This is a genomic window from Mucilaginibacter sp. R-33, from assembly GCF_049949235.1.
In the GTDB taxonomy this organism is placed as follows: Bacteria; Bacteroidota; Bacteroidia; order Sphingobacteriales; family Sphingobacteriaceae; genus Mucilaginibacter.
On sequence record NZ_CP188089.1, the window covers coordinates 1,043,955 to 1,067,305 of the forward strand.

General features: G+C 41.2%; 19 protein-coding genes. 8 read left to right on the forward strand and 11 right to left on the reverse strand.

Features of this window, described 5'->3' with window-relative positions; translation table 11 throughout:
• The 3 genes from ACP26M_RS04620 (at position 1) to ACP26M_RS04630 (ending at position 4,040) form a co-directional block, all read left to right on the forward strand.
• Complete coding sequence (locus ACP26M_RS04620) at positions 1 to 2,673, forward strand: DUF7133 domain-containing protein (protein WP_426586580.1); 2,673 nt, start codon at positions 1 to 3, stop codon at positions 2,671 to 2,673.
• 122 nt (positions 2,674 to 2,795) lie between these two features.
• A complete protein-coding gene (locus ACP26M_RS04625) occupies positions 2,796 to 3,167 on the forward strand; it encodes a VOC family protein (RefSeq protein WP_426586582.1) in 372 nt (123 codons plus the stop codon).
• Between the two features lie 318 nt (positions 3,168 to 3,485).
• A complete protein-coding gene (locus tag ACP26M_RS04630) occupies positions 3,486 to 4,040 on the forward strand; it encodes a hypothetical protein (protein WP_426586584.1) in 555 nt (184 codons plus the stop codon).
• Here ACP26M_RS04630 and ACP26M_RS04635 read toward each other — a convergent pair whose 3' ends face one another.
• Together ACP26M_RS04635 and ACP26M_RS04640 are read right to left on the reverse strand one after the other, a co-directional pair.
• The gene (locus tag ACP26M_RS04635) at positions 4,041 to 4,289 is read right to left on the reverse strand and encodes a hypothetical protein (protein WP_426586586.1); all 249 of its coding nucleotides are present in this window, start codon (positions 4,287 to 4,289) and stop codon (positions 4,041 to 4,043) included.
• Positions 4,290 to 4,414: 125 nt separating this feature from the next.
• Positions 4,415 to 5,350: a DUF5996 family protein gene (locus ACP26M_RS04640; protein ID WP_426586588.1), complete on the reverse strand. Its 936-nt coding sequence runs from the start codon at positions 5,348 to 5,350 to the stop codon at positions 4,415 to 4,417.
• Positions 5,351 to 5,571: 221 nt separating this feature from the next.
• Between ACP26M_RS04640 and ACP26M_RS04645 the strand changes: the two genes are divergently transcribed.
• Positions 5,572 to 6,792, forward strand: coding sequence for a CehA/McbA family metallohydrolase (locus ACP26M_RS04645; RefSeq protein ID WP_426586590.1), 1,221 nt, complete (start codon positions 5,572 to 5,574; stop codon positions 6,790 to 6,792).
• A 241-nt stretch (positions 6,793 to 7,033) separates the two neighbouring features.
• Here the strand turns inward: ACP26M_RS04645 and ACP26M_RS04650 are convergent, their stop codons facing one another.
• Genes ACP26M_RS04650 through ACP26M_RS04660 form a run of 3 tightly spaced genes read right to left on the reverse strand, consistent with a single transcriptional unit; the run spans position 7,034 to position 12,805 of the window.
• The gene (locus ACP26M_RS04650; RefSeq protein ID WP_426586592.1) at positions 7,034 to 8,074 is read right to left on the reverse strand and encodes a DUF1735 domain-containing protein; all 1,041 of its coding nucleotides are present in this window, start codon (positions 8,072 to 8,074) and stop codon (positions 7,034 to 7,036) included.
• Positions 8,075 to 8,096: 22 nt separating this feature from the next.
• Positions 8,097 to 9,536 carry a SusD/RagB family nutrient-binding outer membrane lipoprotein gene (locus tag ACP26M_RS04655; RefSeq protein ID WP_426586594.1) on the reverse strand — a complete coding sequence of 480 codons (1,440 nt, stop codon included), beginning with the start codon at positions 9,534 to 9,536 and terminating at the stop codon, positions 8,097 to 8,099.
• Between the two features lie 29 nt (positions 9,537 to 9,565).
• Complete coding sequence (locus tag ACP26M_RS04660) at positions 9,566 to 12,805, reverse strand: SusC/RagA family TonB-linked outer membrane protein (protein ID WP_426586596.1); 3,240 nt, start codon at positions 12,803 to 12,805, stop codon at positions 9,566 to 9,568.
• Positions 12,806 to 14,196: 1,391 nt separating this feature from the next.
• On the opposite strand from ACP26M_RS04660, the gene ACP26M_RS04665 reads away from it, so the two are divergent.
• A complete protein-coding gene (locus ACP26M_RS04665) occupies positions 14,197 to 14,826 on the forward strand; it encodes a response regulator (protein WP_426586598.1) in 630 nt (209 codons plus the stop codon).
• Here ACP26M_RS04665 and ACP26M_RS04670 read toward each other — a convergent pair.
• Entirely contained in the window at positions 14,821 to 16,593 is a 1,773-nt protein-coding gene (locus ACP26M_RS04670) for a tetratricopeptide repeat-containing sensor histidine kinase (protein ID WP_426586600.1), read from the reverse strand. The genes ACP26M_RS04665 and ACP26M_RS04670 overlap by 6 nt on opposite strands.
• Before the next feature lie 90 nt (positions 16,594 to 16,683).
• Positions 16,684 to 16,881 carry a hypothetical protein gene (locus tag ACP26M_RS04675; protein ID WP_426586602.1) on the reverse strand — a complete coding sequence of 66 codons (198 nt, stop codon included), beginning with the start codon at positions 16,879 to 16,881 and terminating at the stop codon, positions 16,684 to 16,686.
• Between the two features lie 539 nt (positions 16,882 to 17,420).
• Here ACP26M_RS04675 and ACP26M_RS04680 point away from each other — a divergent pair.
• Together ACP26M_RS04680 and ACP26M_RS04685 are read left to right on the forward strand one after the other, a co-directional pair.
• On the forward strand, positions 17,421 to 18,023 hold the full coding sequence (locus ACP26M_RS04680; RefSeq protein WP_426586604.1) for a hypothetical protein: 603 nt from the start codon (positions 17,421 to 17,423) through the stop codon (positions 18,021 to 18,023).
• Positions 18,024 to 18,072: 49 nt separating this feature from the next.
• Positions 18,073 to 18,873: a hypothetical protein gene (locus ACP26M_RS04685; RefSeq protein WP_426586606.1), complete on the forward strand. Its 801-nt coding sequence runs from the start codon at positions 18,073 to 18,075 to the stop codon at positions 18,871 to 18,873.
• Between the two features lie 149 nt (positions 18,874 to 19,022).
• On the opposite strand, the gene ACP26M_RS04690 is transcribed toward ACP26M_RS04685, so the two are convergent.
• Complete coding sequence (locus tag ACP26M_RS04690) at positions 19,023 to 20,117, reverse strand: hypothetical protein (protein WP_426586608.1); 1,095 nt, start codon at positions 20,115 to 20,117, stop codon at positions 19,023 to 19,025.
• 175 nt (positions 20,118 to 20,292) lie between these two features.
• Entirely contained in the window at positions 20,293 to 20,781 is a 489-nt protein-coding gene (locus ACP26M_RS04695; protein ID WP_090526731.1) for an Lrp/AsnC family transcriptional regulator, read from the reverse strand.
• A gap of 125 nt (positions 20,782 to 20,906) precedes the next feature.
• Here ACP26M_RS04695 and ACP26M_RS04700 point away from each other — a divergent pair, with 125 nt between their 5' ends.
• Complete coding sequence (locus ACP26M_RS04700) at positions 20,907 to 22,298, forward strand: MFS transporter (RefSeq protein ID WP_426586610.1); 1,392 nt, start codon at positions 20,907 to 20,909, stop codon at positions 22,296 to 22,298.
• Here ACP26M_RS04700 and ACP26M_RS04705 read toward each other — a convergent pair.
• Both ACP26M_RS04705 and ACP26M_RS04710 read right to left on the reverse strand, forming a co-directional pair.
• Positions 22,293 to 22,829, reverse strand: coding sequence for a DinB family protein (locus ACP26M_RS04705; protein ID WP_426586612.1), 537 nt, complete (start codon positions 22,827 to 22,829; stop codon positions 22,293 to 22,295). The genes ACP26M_RS04700 and ACP26M_RS04705 overlap by 6 nt on opposite strands.
• Positions 22,830 to 22,936: 107 nt before the next feature.
• A complete protein-coding gene (locus ACP26M_RS04710) occupies positions 22,937 to 23,350 on the reverse strand; it encodes a VOC family protein (protein WP_426586614.1) in 414 nt (137 codons plus the stop codon).
• Position 23,351: the final 1 nt, after the last annotated feature.

A 23,351-nucleotide genomic window follows, 5' to 3' on the forward strand; every position in this document is an offset into this window, starting at 1 on the left:
ATGTTAAAGTTATCCTTAACCCTATTTCTCTGTTTATCTTTCTTTTTGACGCTCAAATATTTTGCAAATACCCGCAGTAACGAAGCGGGACATGCCAAACCAAGTACTTTGGCTTCAATACGAGGACAAAGTCAATCTAAAAGCGATTCGCTCCATTGGCCAGCTGGCTTTACAATCACCAGGTTTGCCGGACCTGAGCTTACACCAAGCCCCGCTTGTTTAGCTGTGGCAGCCACAGGCGAGGTATTTGTTGGAGTTGATATGATTGGTTCGCTGGGTAAAGATCCCGGGAAAGGGCGGATAGTTAAACTTATCGATAGCGATAATGATGGTAAGTTAGATAAGCATACAGATTTTGCTGATGTTGACGACCCGCGCGGTATACTCATCATGGGCGACCAGGTTTTTGTGCTTCATACAGTTTTTTCGAAAGAAACGCGTAAGGCGACCGGTATGACCCTTGAAGTTTTTGAAGATAAAGATCATGATGGCATTGCTGATGGCCCGCCAAGACCACTCGTCGAGCACCTGAGTAATGCTCACATGCTGGTTGAACGCGGAACAGACCATGCTACCAATGGTATCCGTATGGGGATTGATGGATGGATCTACATAGCTGTTGGCGATTTCGGCTTTCATGATGCTACCGACCGGGATGGTAAAAAACTGACTATGCTTGGCGGCGGCATCATAAGGGTAAGGCCTAATGGCAAAGAAATGGAGGTTTATACCCATGGTACCCGCAATATTTATGATGTTGCTATAGATCCGTACATGAATGTATTTACACGCGATAATACTAATGATGGCGGCGGCTGGAACATCCGTTTCTCGCATCATATTCAATCGGGCGAATATGGTTACCCCTTGTTATTTCAGCATTTTACAGATGAGATTCTGCCCGCCCTGGTTGATTTGGGCGGCGGCTCAGGCACAGGTTCGCTGTTTATGGATGAACCTACCTGGCCCGAAAAATATAACCATGTACCTATGACGGCCGACTGGGGACGGAGCGAACTTTATATAAATAGGGTAAAACCAGATGGTGCCAGTTTTAAACAAACTGAAGAACCATTTATTGAATTACCTCAGATCACCGATCTGGATGTTGATGGTTCGGGGCGGCTCTATCTTTCGGCCTGGGATGGTGCGGGATATTCTGGCAGTGCATCAAAGGGTTATGTGATCAGGGCCATACCTAACGGATGGAGCTATAAAGCATTTCCTGATGTTAAAACGCTGGCCGTAGCTGATTTGGCCAATATGTTAAAATCAGAAAGCGCGGTGGCAAGATTAAATGCCTCACAGGAACTTATTACCAGGCCGGCCGACGAAAGCAGCAAGGCAGCTTTTGCCATAGCATCGGATGCGGGTGTTGCTTTATATGCACGGGTGGCTGCTCTTTTTACTTACGGACAAATTGCCCGGGAGAGCGGAATAGCTAACCTTGCACAACTTACGCAGGATAATGCTCTGAGGGAATTTGCATTACGAGCCTTAACAGACAGGAAAGAAGGGATAGCACAAGTACCAATAGCTCCTTTCTTGAACGGGCTGAAAGATCCGTCTCCGCGCGTGAAAGCTGCGGCGATTATAGGTTTGGGTCGTCTTGGCCGTTTAGAAGCAGCTTCTGAATTACTTAAAACACAAGTTCCTGCAAGTTTTGCAGCGCCTGCTAAAAATACTGAAGGGCCGCACGCCACGCCCAATTCGGCCATAATACTGCCCCACCTGGCTGTGAGGGCACTTGTAAGCATGAATGCGGTTGATGCATGCGTTGGTGCAATTGGAACTACCAATTCAACATTAGCATTGTGGGCATTGCGGTATATGTACGATACTAAAGCAGTAAATGGATTGATTGCCGCTTACCCTAAAATCAAAGATGTAAAAACAAAGAAACAAATATTGGTAACCCTGGCACGCCTTTATAAGCAGGAAGCTCCTTATGATGCGTCCTGGTGGTGGGGAACCCGGCCCGATTCACATGGCCCAATTTACAAAGGTATAACCTGGGAAGGCTCGGCTCGTATCGAGAAGTTCCTGACGCTTGAACGAAGCAAAGCAGACGCTGCGGGCAAACAATTTTATGCTGATCTGAATGAGCGGCACCAAATGGGGATCACGGCATTTGGCGGTGAAGAAAAAAATGTTCCTACAAAAGAGGTTAAAGTAGATTTGTCAAAGATCCTGAACAAAAAAGGGCAAATCGGTAATTCATCCATTGAAGACCTGATGTTAATGTTAGCCAAAGTTAAAGGAGATCCAAAGAAAGGAAGGGCACTATTTACGCAGCAAGGCTGTGTAGCCTGCCATAGCCTTACCCGTGGCGAAAAACTAAAAGGGCCGTTTATGGGCCAGATCGGATCTATCATGAATCGCCAGCAAATCGCCGAATCCATCTTAAAACCCAGCGCTTCCATTTCGCAGGGATTTGCTACTGTGATGATCACAGCTAAAGGCAATAAAAATTATATGGGATTTATTACAGATGAGTCTGCCCAAAAAATAGTGATGAGAAACATTACCGGAGATGTATTTACCATTAAATCCAGCGATGTGCTTACCAGGAAGGAATTGAAAACATCTATGATGCCTGTAGGGCTTGCCAATGCATTATCATATGATGAATTTGCCTCACTGGTTACTTTTCTATCTCAGCAAAAAAATTAAAAAGATGAGGGAGAATTATGAAGGTGTTTGAAAACCATTGGTCATAAAGTATCTTCGTATTTAATTAGCCGGCAATCTGCTTCTTATTTAGCAGGTTGCCGGCTCAAATTTAAACCTCAACTATGCAACACAAAGCTATATCGCTCAGGCCATTCATCGGCGCTAAAGATTTTGAAATATCGCTAAGTTTTTATCGCGACCTGGGATTTGAAGAAGTTGTATTGAGTGCAGATATGTCGGTATTTAAAACAGGGCAGCTCGCCTTTTATCTGCAAAAAGCATATGTTAAAGATTGGATAGATAATACCATGCTGTTTTTGGAGGTTGATGATGTCGCCCGCTACTGGGATGAGCTGTTAGCTTTAGATTTACCTTCGAAATATGCCGGCGTAAGATTAACTCCGATCCGCGTGGAGCAATGGGGGAGGGAATGTTTTTTACACGACCCCTCCGGTATCCTCTGGCATTTCGGTGAATTTTTTAATAAACTTTAGTTCTTATAGCTCCATTGAAGATATTAACGCTTTTTATTCCCCAACCTATTTCATGGTGAACTTCCGACTGATGGGGAATAATGTCAAGTCTGAAAACGACGCGTAACGGTTAAATATCAATGATAGTCCTCCCACTATCTGTTTCACCTTTTGCATAGGATAAAAATATCCCTTTCCCTTTAAACCTGCTTAATTAATCTCGTAGTTTGATGTCATTAATCTGTCAATGAACTTTATGCGAGGATGTTTTAATATCTATTTGCTTGATTTTGTATGGATTACGCCGGATTTAGTTTAAATTAGGTTAAAAGTATCCATATGGAAAACTTCTGGCAGGAAAAAAAGGAATGGCTCAATAAACTGACCCTGGAAGATGCAAAGTTCATATTTGAACAGGCCGAAAAATCATATAACTACACCATAGAAACGGCAAAGGGTATTTACGAGCGATCAAACGGATTATTAACCCTGGTTTCGGGCGTTTTAATTGGTCTTTTGGCTTATGCAATCGGAAAATGGAAGGATACACCTCACTTGGATAGTTTGTTATTTACAGCAATTGTAGGGATCTTTTATTTTTTGATAGTAGGTTTAATGTTTGTACTGCAAGGTTTAACCCCAAGCGAATATCTTTTGCCAGGTACAAGCCCCAAAATATACTTTGATAAGGCATTTTTCCATAAGGATATTGCTGATGATGAAAGGATCCTGAGGTTTTATAAGGTTGAAATCATCAATTACCAGGAACGGATTGAGCAAAACACAAAGAAAAACGATTACAGATGGAATATTTACGTACTTTGTTTACGGGCAATATTTTTTTCGCCCATAGTTATGGGGATAGCTTTTGCTATTGCAACTATAGCTTCCTGACTATTCCGCTCCCAGATAATCCGCCTGGTCAGACGATGACAGGTCGTTATCATCCCATAAACCGGGGGTATCTATATCTCCTTCCAAATAAGGCTCGCTGTCTTCGGCACAAGGCATGGCCTCATCCAGGTTAGTATCTGACCTGCCCACACGGCCCTTGCCTGATGTTTTGATATCCCAGATATCAGGGATATTTCCACTGTCTTCTTCAGGAGCAGGAGTTTCGTCCGGATCTGGAAATTGGCTCATAATCAAATAATTATTGCTAAATAAAGTTAAATTATAATTTGCATAATACCAAATTGAAATATATTTCCAGGTTTTTAGAACAGCTTCCTTAGGGCCTGTCGAAAGAGTCCTCTCAATATTTTACCTCATGTGTTCTTTAATGCCGATAAATCACATTGCAGATCTTTATCCCAGTTTCCGGTTTTAGCAGCGGCGTCATAGGTGGATTGCAAAAATTGTAGCAAAGTCCGTTCCGGGTCGGCCGATCGGGAAACAACTTCGTAAGTCAATAAAAACTCACCCATTTCCCCGCTGTAAAATGCTTCGGGAGGCGATACCTGCTGTTTGGCAAAATCTTCGGGAGCGGGGTAGCAATATGCGTAAAAAACGGGATGAGGGAAAGCATCCGAGCCCGGCCAAAAGCCGCATGAGCTTACTTCCTGCGAATAGGCTTCCTGCATTACTATTGCAGGCATATTGGGAACGCTGCCCTGGTGTTTTGGTGCGGGCCTGCCCGAAAAGCGGGTGACCGCCAGGTCAAATCCTCCCCAAAAGAAATGTACCGGGCTATTTTTTCCTTGAAACCCGGCCCTGAACTCTGTGAAAACATTATGGATCCTTACCAGTGCCTGCCAGTAATCATGCATAATGGAAGCGTTATAATTACACGGCGTGTGATTTTGGGCAAAAGGAATAGCCGGCTCCACTTCATTCGGCACCGCATATATTTCTACACCTGCATTAACTGAAGCAATGCTGTCCATCAGGGAACTGAAAAAGGCGGACACACTTCCGGTACCGAGCCCAAACGATCGTTTTTCTCCGGTACTGGTGGATATATTCAGGGTATGACTCATAAAATCAAGATCTATCTGGAAAACGCCGCCCTCAAATGGCATACTTCCGGTAGTTAGACCGGTTGAACTTACATAAAGGGTTACCTGCCATGAATGATTGATCCAGGGCATTTGTTTTAGTCTTACCTTACCAATGATTTGAGTCCACATATGAACACTTGCAAGGGTATCTTTAAGATCATGGTAATCGAGCCTGGGCCAGCGTGTTGTTATCGGGTTGCTCATAGGTATAGTTTGTTGAGTTAAATCGCTTAATCCTAAATTACAAATGTTTTGCGGGATGTTAGCTTTAATTTTCAGTCAAATAAAAATAAAAGCAGGTGTTTCGGTTTTTGCTTCACTGTCACATTTTTATATCATTTGTTCTTGTTAACGGTGAGCTAACATGAGTGGGCTAAGTTGGCTGCCGAAAGTATTACAAAATAAAAAGATCGACAAAATTACTTATGGTACTAAGCACTAACAGGAACATTGGACTGTTAATTAAAACCGGTTTAATAATTATGGTTGCGGGCTGCATCAGCGGTTCCGCATTGGGGCAATCGGCCCATGTAAACCCCTGGGCTCCCAAACCGCTGGGCACACTGCCGCCGCCGGCCAGTCTCAGTCAGGGTGTCTGGCTTAAAGGCGAGCTGCATATGCACTCCAGGCATAGCAAGGAGTCGTCAAATAATTCAATCAGCAAGATCATCACTTTTTGCAGGTTGGTAGGGATCGATTTCCTGGCTATTACCGATCACGATAATCATGTAGATGGCGACGTAGCCCACAATACCTGGGCTGATCCGGAGTTTAAATCAGATTCGGTATTGCTGCTGTACGCTGCCGAATGGACAACTACCCGCGGCCATGGCAACGCCTTTTCGGCCAGGCCTTATGATCATCAACAGTTATACGATGTGCGCGACCAACGTGATACTGTTGTGGGGCGCATAAAGAATAAACTTGGTATTCACCTGTCGGCAAACCATCCCAGCGGTAAAGATCATTTTGGGTATTCGTATGATATGGTTAATTCTATCGAAGTATGGAATTCGGCCATCTGGTCAAAAAATGCCAATGCGATCATGATCTGGGATGATATGTTGTCATCGGGCCGAAAGCTAACCGGCAGGGGAGGGAGCGACGCACATCACGGCGTGCCTGTAGGGGATGAAAAACCAGGCCCTAATTACCAGGCTAAAGCCAATTATGCAGGAACGCCTACTACCTGGGTATTTGCAACTGCACGTACTAAGCAAGCTGTTATTGACGCCTTAACCAACGGAAGGGTATCCATAAGTTCAAACCCATATGCTCCCCGTGTTGAGTTTTATGCCGATTTAAATGGCGACGATAAAATGGATATGATGATGGGGGATAACGTGAAGGCAACCGGTAAGCCGGTTAAATTTAAAGTTCAGTTAACCGGAAACAGTATAAAGGATACTACCTACACTATCAATGTGGTAAAAAACGGCAACCCGTTTGGTACTTTAAAAATGGAAGGCAAAACGCCCATGATTGAATTTACTGATACACCGGCAATAGCCGGCCGTACTTATTACCGGGTTACGGTTGAAGGGCCGTCTACACCTTACCCACAAGTGCCGCAATCGGCAGCACTGAGCGGGAATATGGTAGGATTGTCAAACCCGATCTGTTTTAATTTTGATCCGAATTTCTGACAACCGGGATATAACAGGGAAAACCGTACACGAGCTTACGGTGTACGGTTTCTTGTTGTAACTATTAACTAAAAGAACGAAGCTGCAGTTAAAAGTGTTGGTGTTTATAATAATTATTAAAACCCCAATTCAATACGGATTTGTTTAGTTTAATAAGGTCAGTATGTCATCAATTATGTGATGTAACAGGATATAAAAAGAGCCGCATTATGCAATGCAAAACGGCTCTTTTTTGATTTTATTAACGTGAACCGATATACTTCCATTTCTCAGTCCAGGTAGTTCTGATATATGGAGCAGTCGTAATTACACTTGGTTGTAACATATTGTAGATAATATCAATAGTTTTAGTCCCGGGATCATATGCATTTGCGCCAGAAGGGTCTAATGCTGCAGATCTGGTATTGGAAGCCGGCTGGCCATAATAATTTGTAACAGCCGCAACTTTATTGGTGGCAGGGTCAAATTCGATTATTAGGGCAAAGTTACCATAATAGCTGGCACCGGTTCCAGACCTTATCGGCATGTAGTTACCACCAAAAAGGTAATTATCATAAACCTCACATTTCGTTGCAGATATTGTTCTCAACTCAAATTGCATAGGGCCTTTCGGATCCGATGTGTTGGTTGCACTTGACAAGTACTCATTGATATGACCTAAGGTAGCATTAGCTTTATCAGTCATTGTGCCGGTTATCTCATAAACACCATCCCATTTGTTTTTTACGCTAAAAAAAGCATAAAGGGTATCCTTGCTGGCGGCGTGTACTCCTAAACCATCAGTTCCGGTAAGTTTGTAAGCCAAACCATAGGTTTTTGAAAGATCCAGTTTACTTCCATTAAGTTTTATAATGAAATCTTCCGCAAATGTACCTGAAGCAAACTTAAAGGTCAGATCGCCGTTGGTTGCCTGTGTAGTGTTTGCGTTGCCCAATGTATAAAACGATTGTGGTAACAACTCGTAAGATGATCCGTTTTTTGCATTGTATTTTGTAAGCGCGTCAGGTAAAGATGTAAGCACAAAAGTTTGGGCTTTGTTTAATTCAGCCTCACTCTTTGCATCTTTTTTTAGTGTAAATACATTAACGGTTTTTACATTGGTGAATGGCTCAAAGAAAGTTGCATTAATCATGCCATTAGGGAAACCAATGAGTGTTTTTCCATTATCAGCTGCCTGGCCGCCAACCTTATCGGCGGCAGTTTCTTTCCGGCAGCCCGAAAAAAGGGCAACAGATGCGATACCGGCAACAAGCAAATACTTAATAAATATATTCTTTTTCATGTTGTGTCAATTTTTTTAATGATTATTTACCACCATCCCACCAAACTCTTGTATCCTGAGTATCGCCGCCCATGCGTGCAACTGCCGTGTTAACGTTTGCGCCGTTAGTGTTATACTCTGAAGTAGCATACACGAACCTCCTTACAATTTGCTTAGATGCGTTTGTAGCATCAGGAGCGGGAGTAAGAACCGGGTAACCACTTTTCCTCCAGATATCCCAGGCCATATGGCCATCAGGATAACTTGCCACCCAACGCTGAGTTGAAATTAGCTGAATGTTAGGTGTGCCCAAGCCTTGGGCGAAAGTTTTACCCGCAGCAGATGTTAGTCCCCACTGTACGAACGATTCACCTATACCATTTTGGAAATCGATAGCTACTGTTTCAGATGTTGTTGGGGTGATCCAGCCCAGGTTTACAGCTTCGGCCCTTGCCAGCCACACCTCTGCAGCTGTGATCAGGGTTACTGATCCGTTTTCAAGCCTGAAGTCGCCGCGTAAAACACGTGCCCATTTTGGGTTAGCGTCGGTAAAAGAGGTCACCGCTAAACGCGCTAAGCCGTATGGAACGCCAATATTTGATGTTGTAACGTTACCCGCCTGCTCACTTTCGCCGCCAAAAGCTGCCTGGCGCGGATCGCTGGTGCTCGCGGTATAATCGGTAAGGGTTTTTGATTCGGCAAAATCCTTACGTCCGTTATACAGGTTCCACCATGCGCTTTTGTAATTACCTCCAGGATATTGAAGTTTGAAGTTTTGATCGGTAGTAGTAATCACTCCTCCATTAGCTGGGTTAATAGCTTCGTTGGTAGCAGCAGATGCGATGGAAGAAGAAGAGGTTACCTTTGACATTTGAATTGCAACAAGCAATTTAAGAGAGTTTGCCATTCTTTTCCATGATGCTACATCACCACCATAAATGATGTCACCGCTTATTGGCGATGAATCAAACGAATTTATAGCCGTAGTCAGCGTGGTAAGTATGCCCTTATAAATGGTTTCCTGGGAATCATATTTAGGCAATATGTTAGCCGCCCCTTTGAGTGCGTCGCTGTAGGGAACATCACCCCACGAATCCGTCACTATCCAAAAAATATACTGCTGCAGTATTTTAGCCACATTAACCATGTTTTTACTTGGGTTTTGGTTAATGATAAGCTGCAGGTTATTAAGGTTGCCTGCGTAATTGCCGGTAAAGCCGTTTTGAGGGAGGTTGTACAATGAAGTACCTGAATACTGTGTTTCAGTAAAATATTGAGCATACTGGCCTCCGCTTATTGCCTCGGTACCGGTTGATGCATAACCACCCAAATTTGCCTCAACGTTTGATAACAAGGCCGAAGGGATTGGCGTTACTGTTGCTGCAGGATTGTTGTTTACGTCGCCAAAATCCTTTAGCTTATTGCAACCCGCGCCTAAAAAGGCGAACGCGCCTGCTAATGTATATAGATATATCTTTTTCATTTTTTCTTAGTCTAATAATCCTTGTTCGCTTAGAATGTTACTTTTAGGTTGAAACCAAACCCCCTCGTGCCTGGGTATTGGGCAGTTTCACCTTCTGTCGCGGTGATCTCCGACGGATCGAAATCCTTAGATTTAGCGTATATCAACAATAAGTTACGGCCGGTTAAATCAATCCTTGCCGATTGGAATACATTTCCTAAACCCCATCTTTTAATCGGCAGGTTGTAACCTACAGCAACCTCACGAAGTTTGATGAAAGTCAAGTCGTAGATGTAGGGATCGTAAGTTTTATTGTTTGTTAAACCCTGATAGTATGATTTTGCGTCGACGTAATAGGTCACGGCTTTATTGTCGGCATCAACACCGGTAACTTTAACACCGCCACCATCAGCAACAGGGTCACGTACCGACATGCCTTTATCGTTAAGTGCCGCCGTATTAGCCGTTAAACCGCTATACTGCCCCCAACGGTTTGATAATGAAGCGAATTTGCCACCAAACTGATAGTCGATATTTGCGCTCAACACAAACTCTTTAAATAAAGTGAATGTATTTTGTATACCACCGGTATATTTAGGCAATGCACTGCCGAAATATACGTTAGGATCATTGATGTAAGCGCCGGATGAAGTAAGGATTGGGACCCCGGCAGCGTTACGTTTGATACCGTTACCGTAAATTTGGCCCCACCATTTGCCTTTTTGATTGATCAGATAAGGCATGTCTGTACCCCATACACCTGCAACCTGCACACGGTCAACACCGTATTTATTGCTGATCTCTACTACTGTATTATCCAATAACTGTGCAAAGTTGGCATTAATTGTCCAGCTAAAGTTTGGTAACCGGATAGGGGTACCGCTTGCAGTTATCTCCAAACCTCTCCGTTTGATCAAACCTACGTTGGTCAGGATAGATGATACACCACTGGCAGCGTTAACCGCTAAGCCCAATGGAAGGTCTTTGTCATCTGCAGCCCAGTAAGTAGCGCCAAAAGTTAAACGGTCGTTAAAGAAACCTAAGTCTAAACCAATTTCTTTTGAAGTAGTGGTTGTGCCATGTAAGGCAGGGTCAACAAATTGGGTTGGGCCACCTTGCAATAAGGCGCCATTCCATTTATTTGGAGCGATACCGTATAGTGTATTGTTCCTGTATGCGCCAAATGTTTCGGTTGTGTTACCTAAAGCTAATGGTACCTGGCCCCATGATCCCCTTATTTTACCATAGTTTAACCAGTCTTTAAATTCAGGCAATACCTCGCTGAATACGAATGACCCACCAAATGATTTTGACAACACTGAGTTAGCGTTGTTTATAGTAGAGATGGTTGAAAACCAGTCGTTACGTAAAGTCGCATCAGCATATACAATCCTTTTGTAATTGGCAGAAGCTTTCGCAAATACCGCACGGTATTGCTCCTGGATCCTGGTATTGCTGGCGCTGATCGGATCCACAGAGTTTGCCAGGGTATACAAGTCAGGAACACTTAAACCATTGTTGGTGTTGGCGCCGTTATCTTTATAACTCCAGTTGTAAAAATCGCTACCGGCATTAATATTCAGGTGAAAATCTTTGATCTGCTTATCATAGTTAAGCAAGGTTTCGTAGTTTTCGCGGTTTGAGTAAGACGTTGAAGTGCCATAACCAGCTTTCTGTCCTGTTTGTGTACCGCTGGCCTGTATTTCAGATGAAATTTTACCTTCGTTCCAGGTGTTGGTTTGATTGCGACGGTAGGTAACTTTAAAGCTTAAATCATTATTGATCTTGTACTGTAAGTAGATATTTCCGTACAAACGGTCGCGGGTGTTAAGGTTTTGCCATTGTTTTTGCCATAAATAAGGGTTGTACCAATAGTTGCCCGCATAAAACGAGCCCGGGTTTGATGGATCGTATGAGTTAGGGTTTTGGTGGTTCCAGCTTACATAGGTGCCGTCAGGCGATTTTAGATCCTGTAATTCTTTCATGATGCCCATGTCCAAATCACGGTGAAACCACGAGTTGAACGAGCCACTTGAAGCACTTGCGTAAGCATCACTGATCTGACCATGAAGTTGTGTGCCCGAAAAATTAATACTTGCACCTGCTGTGAGGTGTTTGTTAAGATCGTAGTTAGCGTTTAAGGTAAAGTTGTTTTTGTTTAGCCAGGTTTCAGGCACTATGCCTGTAGTGTGCTGGTTATTGTATGACATCCTGATGTTGTAATCATCAGCCGCTTTAGTAAATGCCACACTGTTATTTAAAGAAACACCGGTACGGAAGAAATCCTTGGCGTTATCTGGCTGAGGGGTCCATTTCGCAGTTTTGAAAGAATATTTGGTACCAGCAGCCCATGCATACCATGGGATATACTCCTGGCCAACCATTTTAGGTCCCCAACTGCTATCGTCTGTATAATCCGGGTAATATTTGCCATCTAAAGCTTTCCATCCTTCAGGATCACCATCTTTCCAATGGTATTGGATAAAATCGGCAGAAGCACCGCCGCCATAACTGTTTTGGTAGTTAGGCAGGATGTAAGCCTTGTCGAAATTGGCACCAAGGTTTAATTCAACGCCAACGCCTTTTGTTTTCTTGCCTTTTTTAGTTGAGATGACGATAGCGCCATAAGCACCTTGTGAACCGAACTGAGCAGATGCTGCAGGACCATTCAGGATACTGATGTTGTCGATGTCGTCATTGCTCAAATCGTCGGCATTTGGCATTATAGTACCGTCTACAACATATAAAGGGTTGTTGCCGCTGCCAAAACCGGTAGCACCACGCAGCCTGATATTGGTATTACGACCTAAAGCTGCAGCTGACTGGCTACGTACCTGAACACCTGCAACTTTACCGGCTAACGCGTTATTAACGTTAGGCTGGCGTATGGTATTAAGTGCATCTGACTTTACCACCTGTGCCGCATAAGAAGCCGAACGTGATGACTGTTTGGTACCATAAGCACCGGTAATTACCACTTCTGATAATTTGTTAGCACTGCTTGTTAGTTTAACATCTAATGGTGCTGAAGTGATTTCAACAGTTTGAGATGTAAAACCGATAAAGCTAAAGCCTAAAGATTTTGCAGAGGCAGGAACAGATAAAGAAAATTTACCATCTGCATTTGTTTGTGTACCGAGTGTGGTACCTACAACTCTTACGGACACGCCTGGCAGCGGTAGTCCATCGTCTTTTGAAGTTACCCGGCCGGTAACCGTTTTGTTTTGTGCATGTACCACACTAATAAATAGCATGAACAAACACCAGCTTGCGAGTAGGAGTTTTTTCATTGTTAAAAAATCAGTTTTAGTTAATATCCAAAACTACGATTTTTGTAATAAAATGAAAAAAAAGTTGAAAAAAGTTTAATATTTCAATTATATATTTAAATATTGATAAAAAAAGTGATAAAACGTTACTTCGATTTCGATAAAATGACGATTTTTTTAGATTCTTCATATAAAATTCATGTAAATTTTATATGATTTTTATTTTTGGAAATGGTTGAGGTAGGAATATGGATAAAAGATGCGAAATATCACGTACTATTACTCAGTTATTTTTTATAATTGAGTGATAGGAGCCAAAAAAGGCGCTTATTTTGTTTTTTAATGTTGAATACATGTTTAACAAAAGCTTAACTGTTTCGGCTTTTAAAAATAATAATATTTTTTTGTAAAAAAAAAGTTACAGGACGACGAAATTGAATAATTTTTTGGTAAAAGCTTTTATCATTAATATTAGCTTAAATGATTGTTTTTTTAAGTTATTGATTGTGAGTATGTTATTTATTTTTATGTAGATGGGGTTTATTATTCCTGAAGGTGATTTATTTCTTTGATGCAGTATTCTTGTAAATAATAATGACCGGTCATGGCTTTTTATATTTAGATTAAGGAAAAAAATAATTAATTATTTTTTTCCTTAATCTAAATTTTGATGGTTTTTTAATCAAAAATGTTTGAAAATCTATTTTATCTCAGATATTTCGTCATTGCGTATATAGAAAATACATGCACCAAGCTGTCAACTATTTATCCTGCTGCTTGTTAAAACATTGCCCGAAATATAGATAGTAAGGGGTAAACTGGTTTATCCGGTATTGAAAACAGAAGCAATTCGCAGAGTTAACATTCTTACTAATATTTAAACGAATCGTTGGATTGGCCTTGATGAACACTGTTGTAGGGGTGTTGAAAATTGAAGGATTTACGAGATTATCCGTCAATAGCGTAACAAATACTTCAGTTTGTGATTCATTTTTATCGATAATAAACCTGGCTGGCTCCTTTGTAATCGTAGGATAAACATAATTACATTGGGTTAACTGGTTGTTTTTTAAATAAGGGCGCTTGTTTTGGGGCCTTGGTAAAACAATACCGTTGTCATAAGATTTATCTTGCAATAATGCGATTATACAAATCAGCATTATTATAAATGTGCTAATAAAGTATTCCATCACTTTTTCCTGTTAATAGGTTTCGGTATGTATTGGGGGTACAGTAACCGGGTAAGCGTAGTTCATATAAATAAGATGTGCGATGGCTTTTCATTTATTTAAGTTTGCTTTGGTAGAACAATTTATGAACAGAGGCCAGGATGCACAATACAAATCAGTTGGTATTTTTTGAAGTGAAGATAAAATATAGATTTACAATGAATTTATAACCTGAAAAGTACCGTGGAAAAATTATCAGTAATAATAGCAGATGATCATACTTTATTTATAAACGGTTTACACATGTTATTGCAGGGAGAGCCGGATATAGAGGTAGTGAGCGTTGCAGCAAACGGTAAGGAATTATTGCATTTGTTACACACCCAAACACCCAACCTCATATTGCTTGATATCAATATGCCGGGTATGAACGGGTTTGACGTACTTAAGCGTATAAAGGATTACTATCCTAAAATTAAGGTAATCATGCTTTCTACATACAATGAGGAGCACCTGATTGAAAAAGCAAAAGCTGAAGGAGCCAGCGGCTACTTGTTCAAAAATGTCGAAAAGGCGGAACTATTGCAGGTAATGCGCTCCGTAGCGCAAGGGCAACTGTATTTTCCCTGTAAACAGCCGGTTGCTAATTCTATGCCTAATGAACCGGATCCTTTTTTAAAGCAGTTCCAGCTTACTAAGCGGGAAACTGAACTTTTACAATTTATAAAACAGAATTTTACCAACCAGCAAGTGGCCGATCATCTTCACTTGAGTATTTATACTGTTGAAACACATCGTAAAAATATTATGCAAAAGCTTAACCTGAAAAATCCGGTTGAGCTTAACCGGTTTATAATGCAATATAACTTATAAAGGTTTATTGGCGAGTGGGATATAAATAGAAACAAGTGTGCCCCTGTTAGGCTGCGAATCAAACTCAACCTTGCCATTTAAAAAATTTATTCGCGACAGTAGGTTGTTTAAGCCCATCCCTTTAAAAATATCAGGATTGGTTGTGTCAAAGCCTATGCCATTATCTTCAATAGTGAGGCTGATGTTTTCATCGCTTCTCATGAGTGAAATGTCAACCCTGTTGGCACGAGCGTGCTTCATTACATTGTTTACACTTTCCTGTAATACCCGGTATAAAATGATCTCGATGGTATCATCAAACGGCGAATCAAACCCCTGGCAAAAAAAGTTTATTGCAATGTTATTGTTCTTAATATTCTCAATAAATTGTTTAATTACTTGTGCCAGCCCTGTTTTATGAAGTGCCCAGGGCATCATATTGTGTGATATCGTTCTTACCTCTTTAAATCCATAATCAACAAGGTTAATTGCTTTCTCAAAACGGGTTCTTTGCTCTTCATTTATAAAAAGTAATTCACTGCTTATAACTGACAGGTTTATTTTGGCCGCCGATATTATTTGGCTTACACTATCATGTAAATCCCGGGCAATTCTTCGCCTTTCACTTTCCTCAGCCGCAATTATAGCCTGCATAGCTATATTGCGCTGTTTTAGCTTGTTTTGTTTATAATAAAAAAAGCCAGTAAAGAACATTAAAAGTATAAAAACACAGATACCCGCCATCCAGTAATTACGCTTTGTTATTTCAAATTGCTGTTGCAATACCTGGTCTTCACGTTGTTTTATTTCGTATTTTGCCTGTAGTTCATCAATGGTGCTGTTACCTGAGGTTTTAATTGCTGCATGCTTTTTTAAGTACATCAGCGATTGCTTATAGTTGCCCATTTGCTCATACAAATCAGCTATTTCGTTTGTGGCGCTTCTTTGCATATCTGCATAGTTTATTTGTGTGGCAAACTGAAGGCTGTTTTTTAAGGCATCGAGAGATTGTAGATATAACCGTTTGTTTTTATACAATACGCCAAGGTTAAAATAGTTAATTGAAAGCGCAAGGGTATCATTTAATGATTTCTTGACATCGATGGTTTTTAAAATTTCCTGTTCTGATTCGTTGGGTTTAATACTTCCCATAACATCCCCCATAAATTTATGGCTGTATGCTTCAGAGGTGTTTTCATTTGTTTGCCGGGCAAGGTTTAAAGAGTCTTTTATGTCGAAAGCCTGCCTGGAGTAATTTAAGGCCTCCCGGTAATTGTTTTTTGCCTCATATAACGTCGCGGCCAGGTTTAAGGCTTCTGTCAATTCTGTACGCTCGCCGGTTTTTGGGGCATACGAAATTGCCAGCATGCAAAATTCAAGCGCTTTTTTATGATTTTTTAATTTTACATACGCTTTCGCCAACCTGTAATAACTATCGGTTAAAATGTACTGTTGATTTATTTTATTGAGCGCAACCGCGGCAATGTTATAATAATATGATGCGGAATCATATTGGTTAGTTTGGAAATAGGCTTCTCCTAAAGTTTGCGATAGTAAAGTAATTGCTTTTTTATTGTTTAGCTTATGTGCAAGGTTCAATCCTTCTTTTAAAACAGTAATGGTTTTAGCCGGATTTTTTTCAGCCGGATAGTTGGTAATCTGAGTAGCGGCGGTTAAGCGTTTTTGCGTTGGTGATTTGCTGAAAACAACCTTTTCTAAACTGTCAATATTTTGACCGTAACACGGAATTACAGCCAAAATAAGCAGAAAAAACAAAGGGTATTTCATATCCGGGTTTTTGGTCCCGGTTAAAGATAGTAATTTGATGTTTATCAGCAAAAGTCGTCGGTCTTGGGGTTGTTACCGGTTAATGTGTTTTTAAAATCTGGAGATGAATATTATTAAAGCAGATAACACGGCTAACACGAAAAACACAATTTGCCGTTGCCTGGCGCTGATAATGTTGGGTATTTTGCCTGTTCCCTGCAATTTGTCGAGCTTAAATTTATACATAGCCGATAATCCCATAAAAGTTAGGGAAACAAAGCCCGCGAGGTAATTTAAAGTACTTTCCATGGTTTTTTAATTTAGATGAAACGCGATGAATTAATTTGTTCAAAAACCATTTATGGCTTTGTTTTATATTATTTCACCACCGTGCTTGACAGTACAATTTTATGGAGCTGCCGAAATACACACAATACAAAGCAGTTGGTATTTTGGAGTAACACCATAAAGCTTATTTTTACGAATGAAATATTGGAGGTAAGCATATCATGTAGAAACACTATTTAGTATTATACAGATAGGATATATTGGGAAGCCGTGTGCCGCACTTGATAAAAAGGATTAACTTTAGTAATGATTTTGCGATATAATTCTAACCTATACCTAAAATCATTATTACTCATTGACAATCAATAAAAATTAAATTAATAAGCTATTATTCACAAATAAAATTGGCTGATTGTATTGAAAGCAATCGCTTTCTGCATGAAGATAATTAAATGGAAATGTCATACATCGTCCAAAAAAAGGAGAGAAACCAGCGACTCAACAGCTTAATACCATGCTTTATTTGGTTATTAGTTGCCTGGGGGGGCTTAAGTAAAACTGTGGCCCAGAGCCGCAATAATCAGTCGGACTGGAACGTGCCGCCGCCATTAACGCCCGGTACAATTACCAAAGGAAACACTCAGGGAAATGGTTCGGCGGGTAAGCCGATTGTACTTACGCTTACGGATATCCCGGTAGTTGCTCAGCCCTTTGTTTCAACAACTCCAATGCCTGTACTGGCTGCAATTGGCTCAACGCCACCTTTGGTTGATGCACCCGATCAACCCGATATTAATGGTGCAACTGCGGGGCTACCTGAAATTCCATCACCCGAAGCACCCGAGGCCCCGCATTTGCCGAAGCAAACGATGCAAGACCTTCAGTTTTCAGCGGTTATGGACCTCCCTTTGCCCGAATCACCGGAATTGCCGCCAGCGCCTGTTGAGCCAACCGTATCAGGCCAGGTGAATATTATAAAAGGCCCCATTCCGGTAATGCCCGATATAACAAGTACGGTGCTGCTTTTGCAACCTTCCGGAAATCTTATACCCTGGTCTATCCCGGAAATTCCCGAAAGTGAAAGTTTTAAAATGACATCGCCTGCGGGAACAAAGGATGATAAGCTAAAAGGCAAACCTCAATCAAACAGGAAAAAACACTAACTGCGACATAATGTCAAATTATTAAAGGCATTATAACAAGAACACCAAAATGAAAAGTACCCCAATTGAGTTAAAATATATATTGGTTATAATATTAGCTTTTGCGAGCGGTGTTACCTATGCCCAGGGCAGATTTAAACAGGGAGATGAGTTTCAAAGGCAGGTAAATACAAAGTCAAATTGTGTTTTACAGCGCGGCAGCCAAACTTTACGAGTTGGTTCGGTTTCAATAATTGTTAAAACGTACAAGGTAACCGATGCTTCTGAAAGGGGCACCTCTTTTACTATTACTACTGATAAGCTTATCGATACCATAAATGCAATGAACCAAAACCTGGTATATAACTCAGGTAAACCTGCCGACCCAAATTCTGTTATCCAGGTTGGTTTGCAAAAGATGTTCAATAATCAATCGATAGTTTCAGTAAACAACAAAGGCGAGATCCTGAATTTAAAACGCCCGGCTGTTGCCAATGATACACTTTTATCTTTTGCCGGCATCCAGCCCGAACGGTTGTCGCCCGGGACCACACTACAGTTAATGGTTGATTTTCCAGTTAGCTTCACGCTTAAAAAGGGCTATTCATGGAAGGTGACTACTTCATCGGCCGAAACCAACTATACAGTTTATGCTATAAGCAGCACAACTACCGTTGTTACCTATAAAACTTCGGTTTTAGGCGGTAGCTTAAATAGCCGGATAAACGGATCAATGCTCATAGATAACAACACCGGGGTTATTTTAAAACGCTATTCGCAAAGCGTTTCTACTGGCTATGAAATGGTAAATGGAATAGTTTACACTGCCACCCGCCGTACTGCTGTTACGGAGATCTGTAATAAAAAATAGACTTTTAATATCCTTTGATTTATTTAAAAAGCGTCGCTGTAAATTTGTAGCGCATTGAAAAACTCACCTCGTGACAGAGTATAAAAAGGAGTTGAAATTATGAGGGTATGGTTTTTGAAGATAATGGTATCGACCTTAAGCATTAATGTTTAGTTGTTTTTTAACCCGATCTGATGGTTGCCATAATCGGTTAGGTATTCATTACTGATGAAAAAATCGAGACTGAAAATGGTACGGTAATCACCCGTATTATTGGGATTTTGCACTTCTGTTAGGTTTCCGGTGCTTGATGTGGTATAAGTATAAACAAAGCCCTTGTTGGTAGTTATGGTTACGGTCGAATTTGCGGGAAGGCTGCCTACTGAATTGGTTGCCAGCCTGTCTTCAATTACAGTAGTTGATGGGGTTCCGGTATCAAACAAAATCTGTCCGGAGATGGTCTTTCCATTGTAAGTGATAGTTGCAGGGATATTAGGTGAGTATCCGCCGCTGTTTGAATAAGAAAGCGGGTGCATAATGAATCCGGATGATGAAAGATCACTGTTGCTTAAGCCGATAGTTAACAGATTGCTTACATAAGTTCCACTGGTAGAAAATAAGCTTTTATTTAACGTGGCCAGCTTAAATCCGCTTGTAAGACCTGTGCCGGTGCTAAAGGATCTTAACGGACTCTGAATCAGACTGGTTACATAACTTGTACCGGGGCCAACACCAAAAACATCGCTGGCATGGGCCGATAGTTGCGCACCAGTTTCATCAACTATTTTGTAGTATAAAAAAAATGGCACCCTTTTTAACGTAAGGTTGCCCTGTGCGTCGCCGATGGTGATATTGGCGTAGGCTAAATTGCCGTATTCTTTTGTGGAGCTTAACTGGTCGCCAAAGCTTATTGTGCCCTTGGTATTAGTAACCGTAATACCGTTCACAACCACCGAGTCCCCGGTAAACTGGATGCCTGACGATGTGATCATTGATGCAGGCAGGATACCTGCGGCATCAAGCGTCATCCCCGATGAACCCGTATCAAACACGGTATAATAAGTCACTGCTTTTGTGCCTACCAGCGTAATGGGTAAAAAGATCCGTTTGTTTACCCCGCTGGCGTATTCATATAAACCAAGCGTAACAGGACTAACTTGTGTTTGAGGCGCTGCGGTTTTATCTTTTTTACAGGAAAAAAAGGCAACCGTTATTAATAAACAACCAATAATTTTGGAAGTAAAAAGTAAATGTTTTGCAGTCATATATGTCTGTATATAAACCCGGTTGGTAATAATTACGATAAAAGTGCCGTTTTAGTTGAGCTTAAAATTAAGATAACAATTTGATATACCGGGTTAATGAATCGATAAAACTGGGTGTTGAACCGATTAATTATCCGGACATATAAACGGACGGAGAACGCTGCTATTGTGTAAGTTAAAGCAAATGATTGGTTTCTTTGATAATATCCATTACAAAAGTGCTTTTTGAGTGGCCAATACCCTTTACTTCGCTTAGTTTATTTACAAAAAACGAATGGTAACTATCCATACTTTCAGAAACAATTTTGAGCATAAAATCAAAATCGCCCGATATGTTATAGCATTCTATCACTTCGTCAAATTCCAATACAGCGTTAATAAAATCGGCACCTGCTTTGCGGCTATGTTCGCGCAGGGTTACCATGCAAATAACCATGATGCGTTTGTTCAGCATCCGCTTATCTAAAATGGCGGTATAGCTTTTAATAACCCCCGCTTTTTCAAGGCGTTTAATGCGTTCGTGCGCAGGCGTAGGGCTTAGGTTGATCTTAACAGCAATTTCCCGCACAGTAAGCTTGGCATTCCGTTCAACCAGCCGTAATATTTCGTAATCTTTTTCATCAAGCTGGATGCCGGCTTTTTCTTGTTCTGTTTGTGGGGCCATAACGGTGTGTTAATTGGGCGTTTGTTCTTTTAAAGCGCTTTAATTTTTAATTATGTTCCAAAATTATAATAAATAATATTGTTAATTTCTATTAACATAGTTTTGAAAGGACAGAAATCAAAATTATGGCACAAAAAAAGAACAAAGTCCTGATCATAGCCTCTATGGCCATATTTGTCGAAGCGCTTGACATCGCCATCATTAACCTCACCATTCCGGCAATACAAAAGCAGTTTTTGGTCAGTAACGACCAAGTTCAATGGCTTCAAACGCTCTATGTGCTATTGTACGGCGGTTTCCTGATTATAGGAGGGAAGCTGTCTGATGTTGCCGGACCAAAGAAGGTCTTTATTACCGGTGCGGTATTATTCCTGGTAACTTCATTAGGTGCCGGCTTATCAGGTACTTTTGTGTTTCTTAGTTTATCGAGGGCTGTACAAGGCCTGGCTGCAGCGTTGATCATGCCATCAGCACTTTCCATAGTAACGCATACTTTTACCGAAGAACGGGAGCGGAGCAAGGCTATCGGGATCTTTAGCTCATTCGCGGCGGTTGGTTCAGGAAGCGGCCTTTCCATCGGCGGAATTATCAGCACCTATTTAGGCTGGCATTGGGTTTTTTTGATCAATGTGCCAATACTGGTTTTTATTATTGTTATAGGCTGGCTGTGCCTGGCTAATGACGCTCCTGAACAAAAGCAGCCATCCCCCGATCTGTTTTCGGGTATTTTATTGGTGATGGGTTTGCTGATGCTTAGTTATGGTGTGCACCAGCTTGCAGATATCAAACAACAATATACTTTTATTATGCTTTGTGCCATAGGCGTGGTTATTTGCATGAGGCTCTTATATGTCCGTTTAACCCGGAGTGCAAATCCGCTGATCGATCTTTCAGTTTTTAAAGCGTCATCAGTTATTACCGCAAATGGCGTATTCATTTTATTAGGCGCATTTTTTACCGGTTACCTTTTCATTATATCTCAATTATTGCAAAAAGATATGCATTACACCGCAGCACGGTCAGGCTTGTTACTGGTACCTTTTAGTTTTTTATCAGCTATTGTGGCTAAGTTTATGCTACCCGGCATCATGAAACGGTTAACAACCGAACAAACAGGATTGTTGGGTATGAGTTGTATGTTAACCGGGGGACTGGTTTTAATTTGCGCGGTATTTACAGGTTACTCTCTCGCTTTACTGCTGTTATCCGCTGCTTTTATATCCGGTTTAGGTATGACCATCTGTTTTACAAGCTTGTCGGTACTTGCTGTAAAAAACATCCCCAAACAACACTACGGGTTGGCATCAAGCCTGGGTACTACCGCTTACTTTTTAGGTGCCGGAGTAGGTTTGTCTATACTCACACTTTTTATGCAAACAAGCGATGAAGGCGCTTCCGTGAGCACTTTATCGCTTGTTATACTTAGTATGTATGCTTTAATCGGTTTGCTATGGCTCATTATTTACGTTGTAAATTCGGTAGCCAGGAACATGCAGATATCATTAAATGAATCATAAAGACTGTCCGACGTTTTTTAACTGGTGAATGTGCTTTTGAGTATGATAGGAAATAAGATAGAGCCATTCTAACCGGGTAAGCTCACCAAAAAAAGGAACTACCAGGTCAGTACTAATGGCATAAAGATCTTTGGAGTTAATTATTTCTCTAACCTGGATGATAACTGTTTGTAATAATTCGATAAGCTCAGATTTATTGTGAGGCCCGTCTGATGGCAATATATTTGGTGCTGATTTGAATTTGGCTTCAAAATCAAGAAACAGGTCTTTTATCATTTTTACTTTTTCAGCAGGGTCTCTTTCTGCTGGTTTGTCGGCACCGGTAAGTATCGGAACAAGTTGTAAAGCCGATTTAAAAACATGTTCCGCTATCTGTCCGGCTGTCCATCCGCCGTGGGGTGGTACAATATTAATTTGTTGCTCATTGAATAAAGCAATGGTTGATAAAAGGTTGCTGGCAGTATCCTCAAATACTGCCAGTAAGTTAATACGTGCATTGGTTTGGAGGGCGGTGGTTATTTGATTTTCCATGATGTTTTGAAGATTAATTAATACAAATCTCCATGCAAAATCAAAATTTACACCTTGTCGTTTGTGCCATAATTGGGGTGGTTTTGCGCCATCGCATGTGCAGGCGTTTATCTTTTCTTTTCACCCAATGAAAACCAATTACCTGAGTCATCTTTGAATAAGGCTTCAAAGCCGTAAAACTCTTTAGTGGGGGCTTTAGTAAACTCAACGCCTTTCGCTTTTAACTCTTCGTAAGTAGCTATAAGGTCGTTGCATTCAAAAACCCCGAACCCAAAGGTGCCGCGCTGTACCAATTCGCGCATTTGATGTGCCGACTGTGCGTCGAACATCATGCCCTCCGTTATGGCCATGAGTGATATTTCCAATTCGGGCTGTCCGGGAGCACACACAGTGAGCCAGCGCATTCCCGGCCCCATGGCAGCATCCGTATTTACGGTAAAGCCTAATTTGTTCACATAAAAATCATAAGCGCTGTCCTGGTCAAGTACAAATACGCTTACATGGTTTAATTTGGTTATCATG

Excerpts from the sequence above, each read along its gene's own strand:
- ACP26M_RS04670 (WP_426586600.1), bottom strand. The coding sequence starts at position 16,593 with ATGAAATACCCTTTGTTTTTTCTGCTTATTTTGGCTGTAATTCCGTGT.
- ACP26M_RS04695 (WP_090526731.1), bottom strand. The coding sequence starts at position 20,781 with ATGGCCCCACAAACAGAACAAGAAAAAGCCGGCATCCAGCTTGATGAA.
- ACP26M_RS04625 (WP_426586582.1), top strand. The coding sequence starts at position 2,796 with ATGCAACACAAAGCTATATCGCTCAGGCCATTCATCGGCGCTAAAGAT.
- ACP26M_RS04690 (WP_426586608.1), bottom strand. The coding sequence starts at position 20,117 with ATGACTGCAAAACATTTACTTTTTACTTCCAAAATTATTGGTTGTTTA.
- ACP26M_RS04620 (WP_426586580.1), top strand. The coding sequence starts at position 1 with ATGTTAAAGTTATCCTTAACCCTATTTCTCTGTTTATCTTTCTTTTTG.
- ACP26M_RS04630 (WP_426586584.1), top strand. The coding sequence starts at position 3,486 with ATGGAAAACTTCTGGCAGGAAAAAAAGGAATGGCTCAATAAACTGACC.
- ACP26M_RS04655 (WP_426586594.1), bottom strand. The coding sequence starts at position 9,536 with ATGAAAAAGATATATCTATATACATTAGCAGGCGCGTTCGCCTTTTTA.
- ACP26M_RS04650 (WP_426586592.1), bottom strand. The coding sequence starts at position 8,074 with ATGAAAAAGAATATATTTATTAAGTATTTGCTTGTTGCCGGTATCGCA.
- ACP26M_RS04700 (WP_426586610.1), top strand. The coding sequence starts at position 20,907 with ATGGCACAAAAAAAGAACAAAGTCCTGATCATAGCCTCTATGGCCATA.
- ACP26M_RS04640 (WP_426586588.1), bottom strand. The coding sequence starts at position 5,350 with ATGAGCAACCCGATAACAACACGCTGGCCCAGGCTCGATTACCATGAT.
- ACP26M_RS04675 (WP_426586602.1), bottom strand. The coding sequence starts at position 16,881 with ATGGAAAGTACTTTAAATTACCTCGCGGGCTTTGTTTCCCTAACTTTT.
- ACP26M_RS04635 (WP_426586586.1), bottom strand. The coding sequence starts at position 4,289 with ATGAGCCAATTTCCAGATCCGGACGAAACTCCTGCTCCTGAAGAAGAC.
- ACP26M_RS04710 (WP_426586614.1), bottom strand. The coding sequence starts at position 23,350 with ATGATAACCAAATTAAACCATGTAAGCGTATTTGTACTTGACCAGGAC.
- ACP26M_RS04705 (WP_426586612.1), bottom strand. The coding sequence starts at position 22,829 with ATGGAAAATCAAATAACCACCGCCCTCCAAACCAATGCACGTATTAAC.
- ACP26M_RS04685 (WP_426586606.1), top strand. The coding sequence starts at position 18,073 with ATGAAAAGTACCCCAATTGAGTTAAAATATATATTGGTTATAATATTA.
- ACP26M_RS04645 (WP_426586590.1), top strand. The coding sequence starts at position 5,572 with ATGGTACTAAGCACTAACAGGAACATTGGACTGTTAATTAAAACCGGT.
- ACP26M_RS04660 (WP_426586596.1), bottom strand. The coding sequence starts at position 12,805 with ATGAAAAAACTCCTACTCGCAAGCTGGTGTTTGTTCATGCTATTTATT.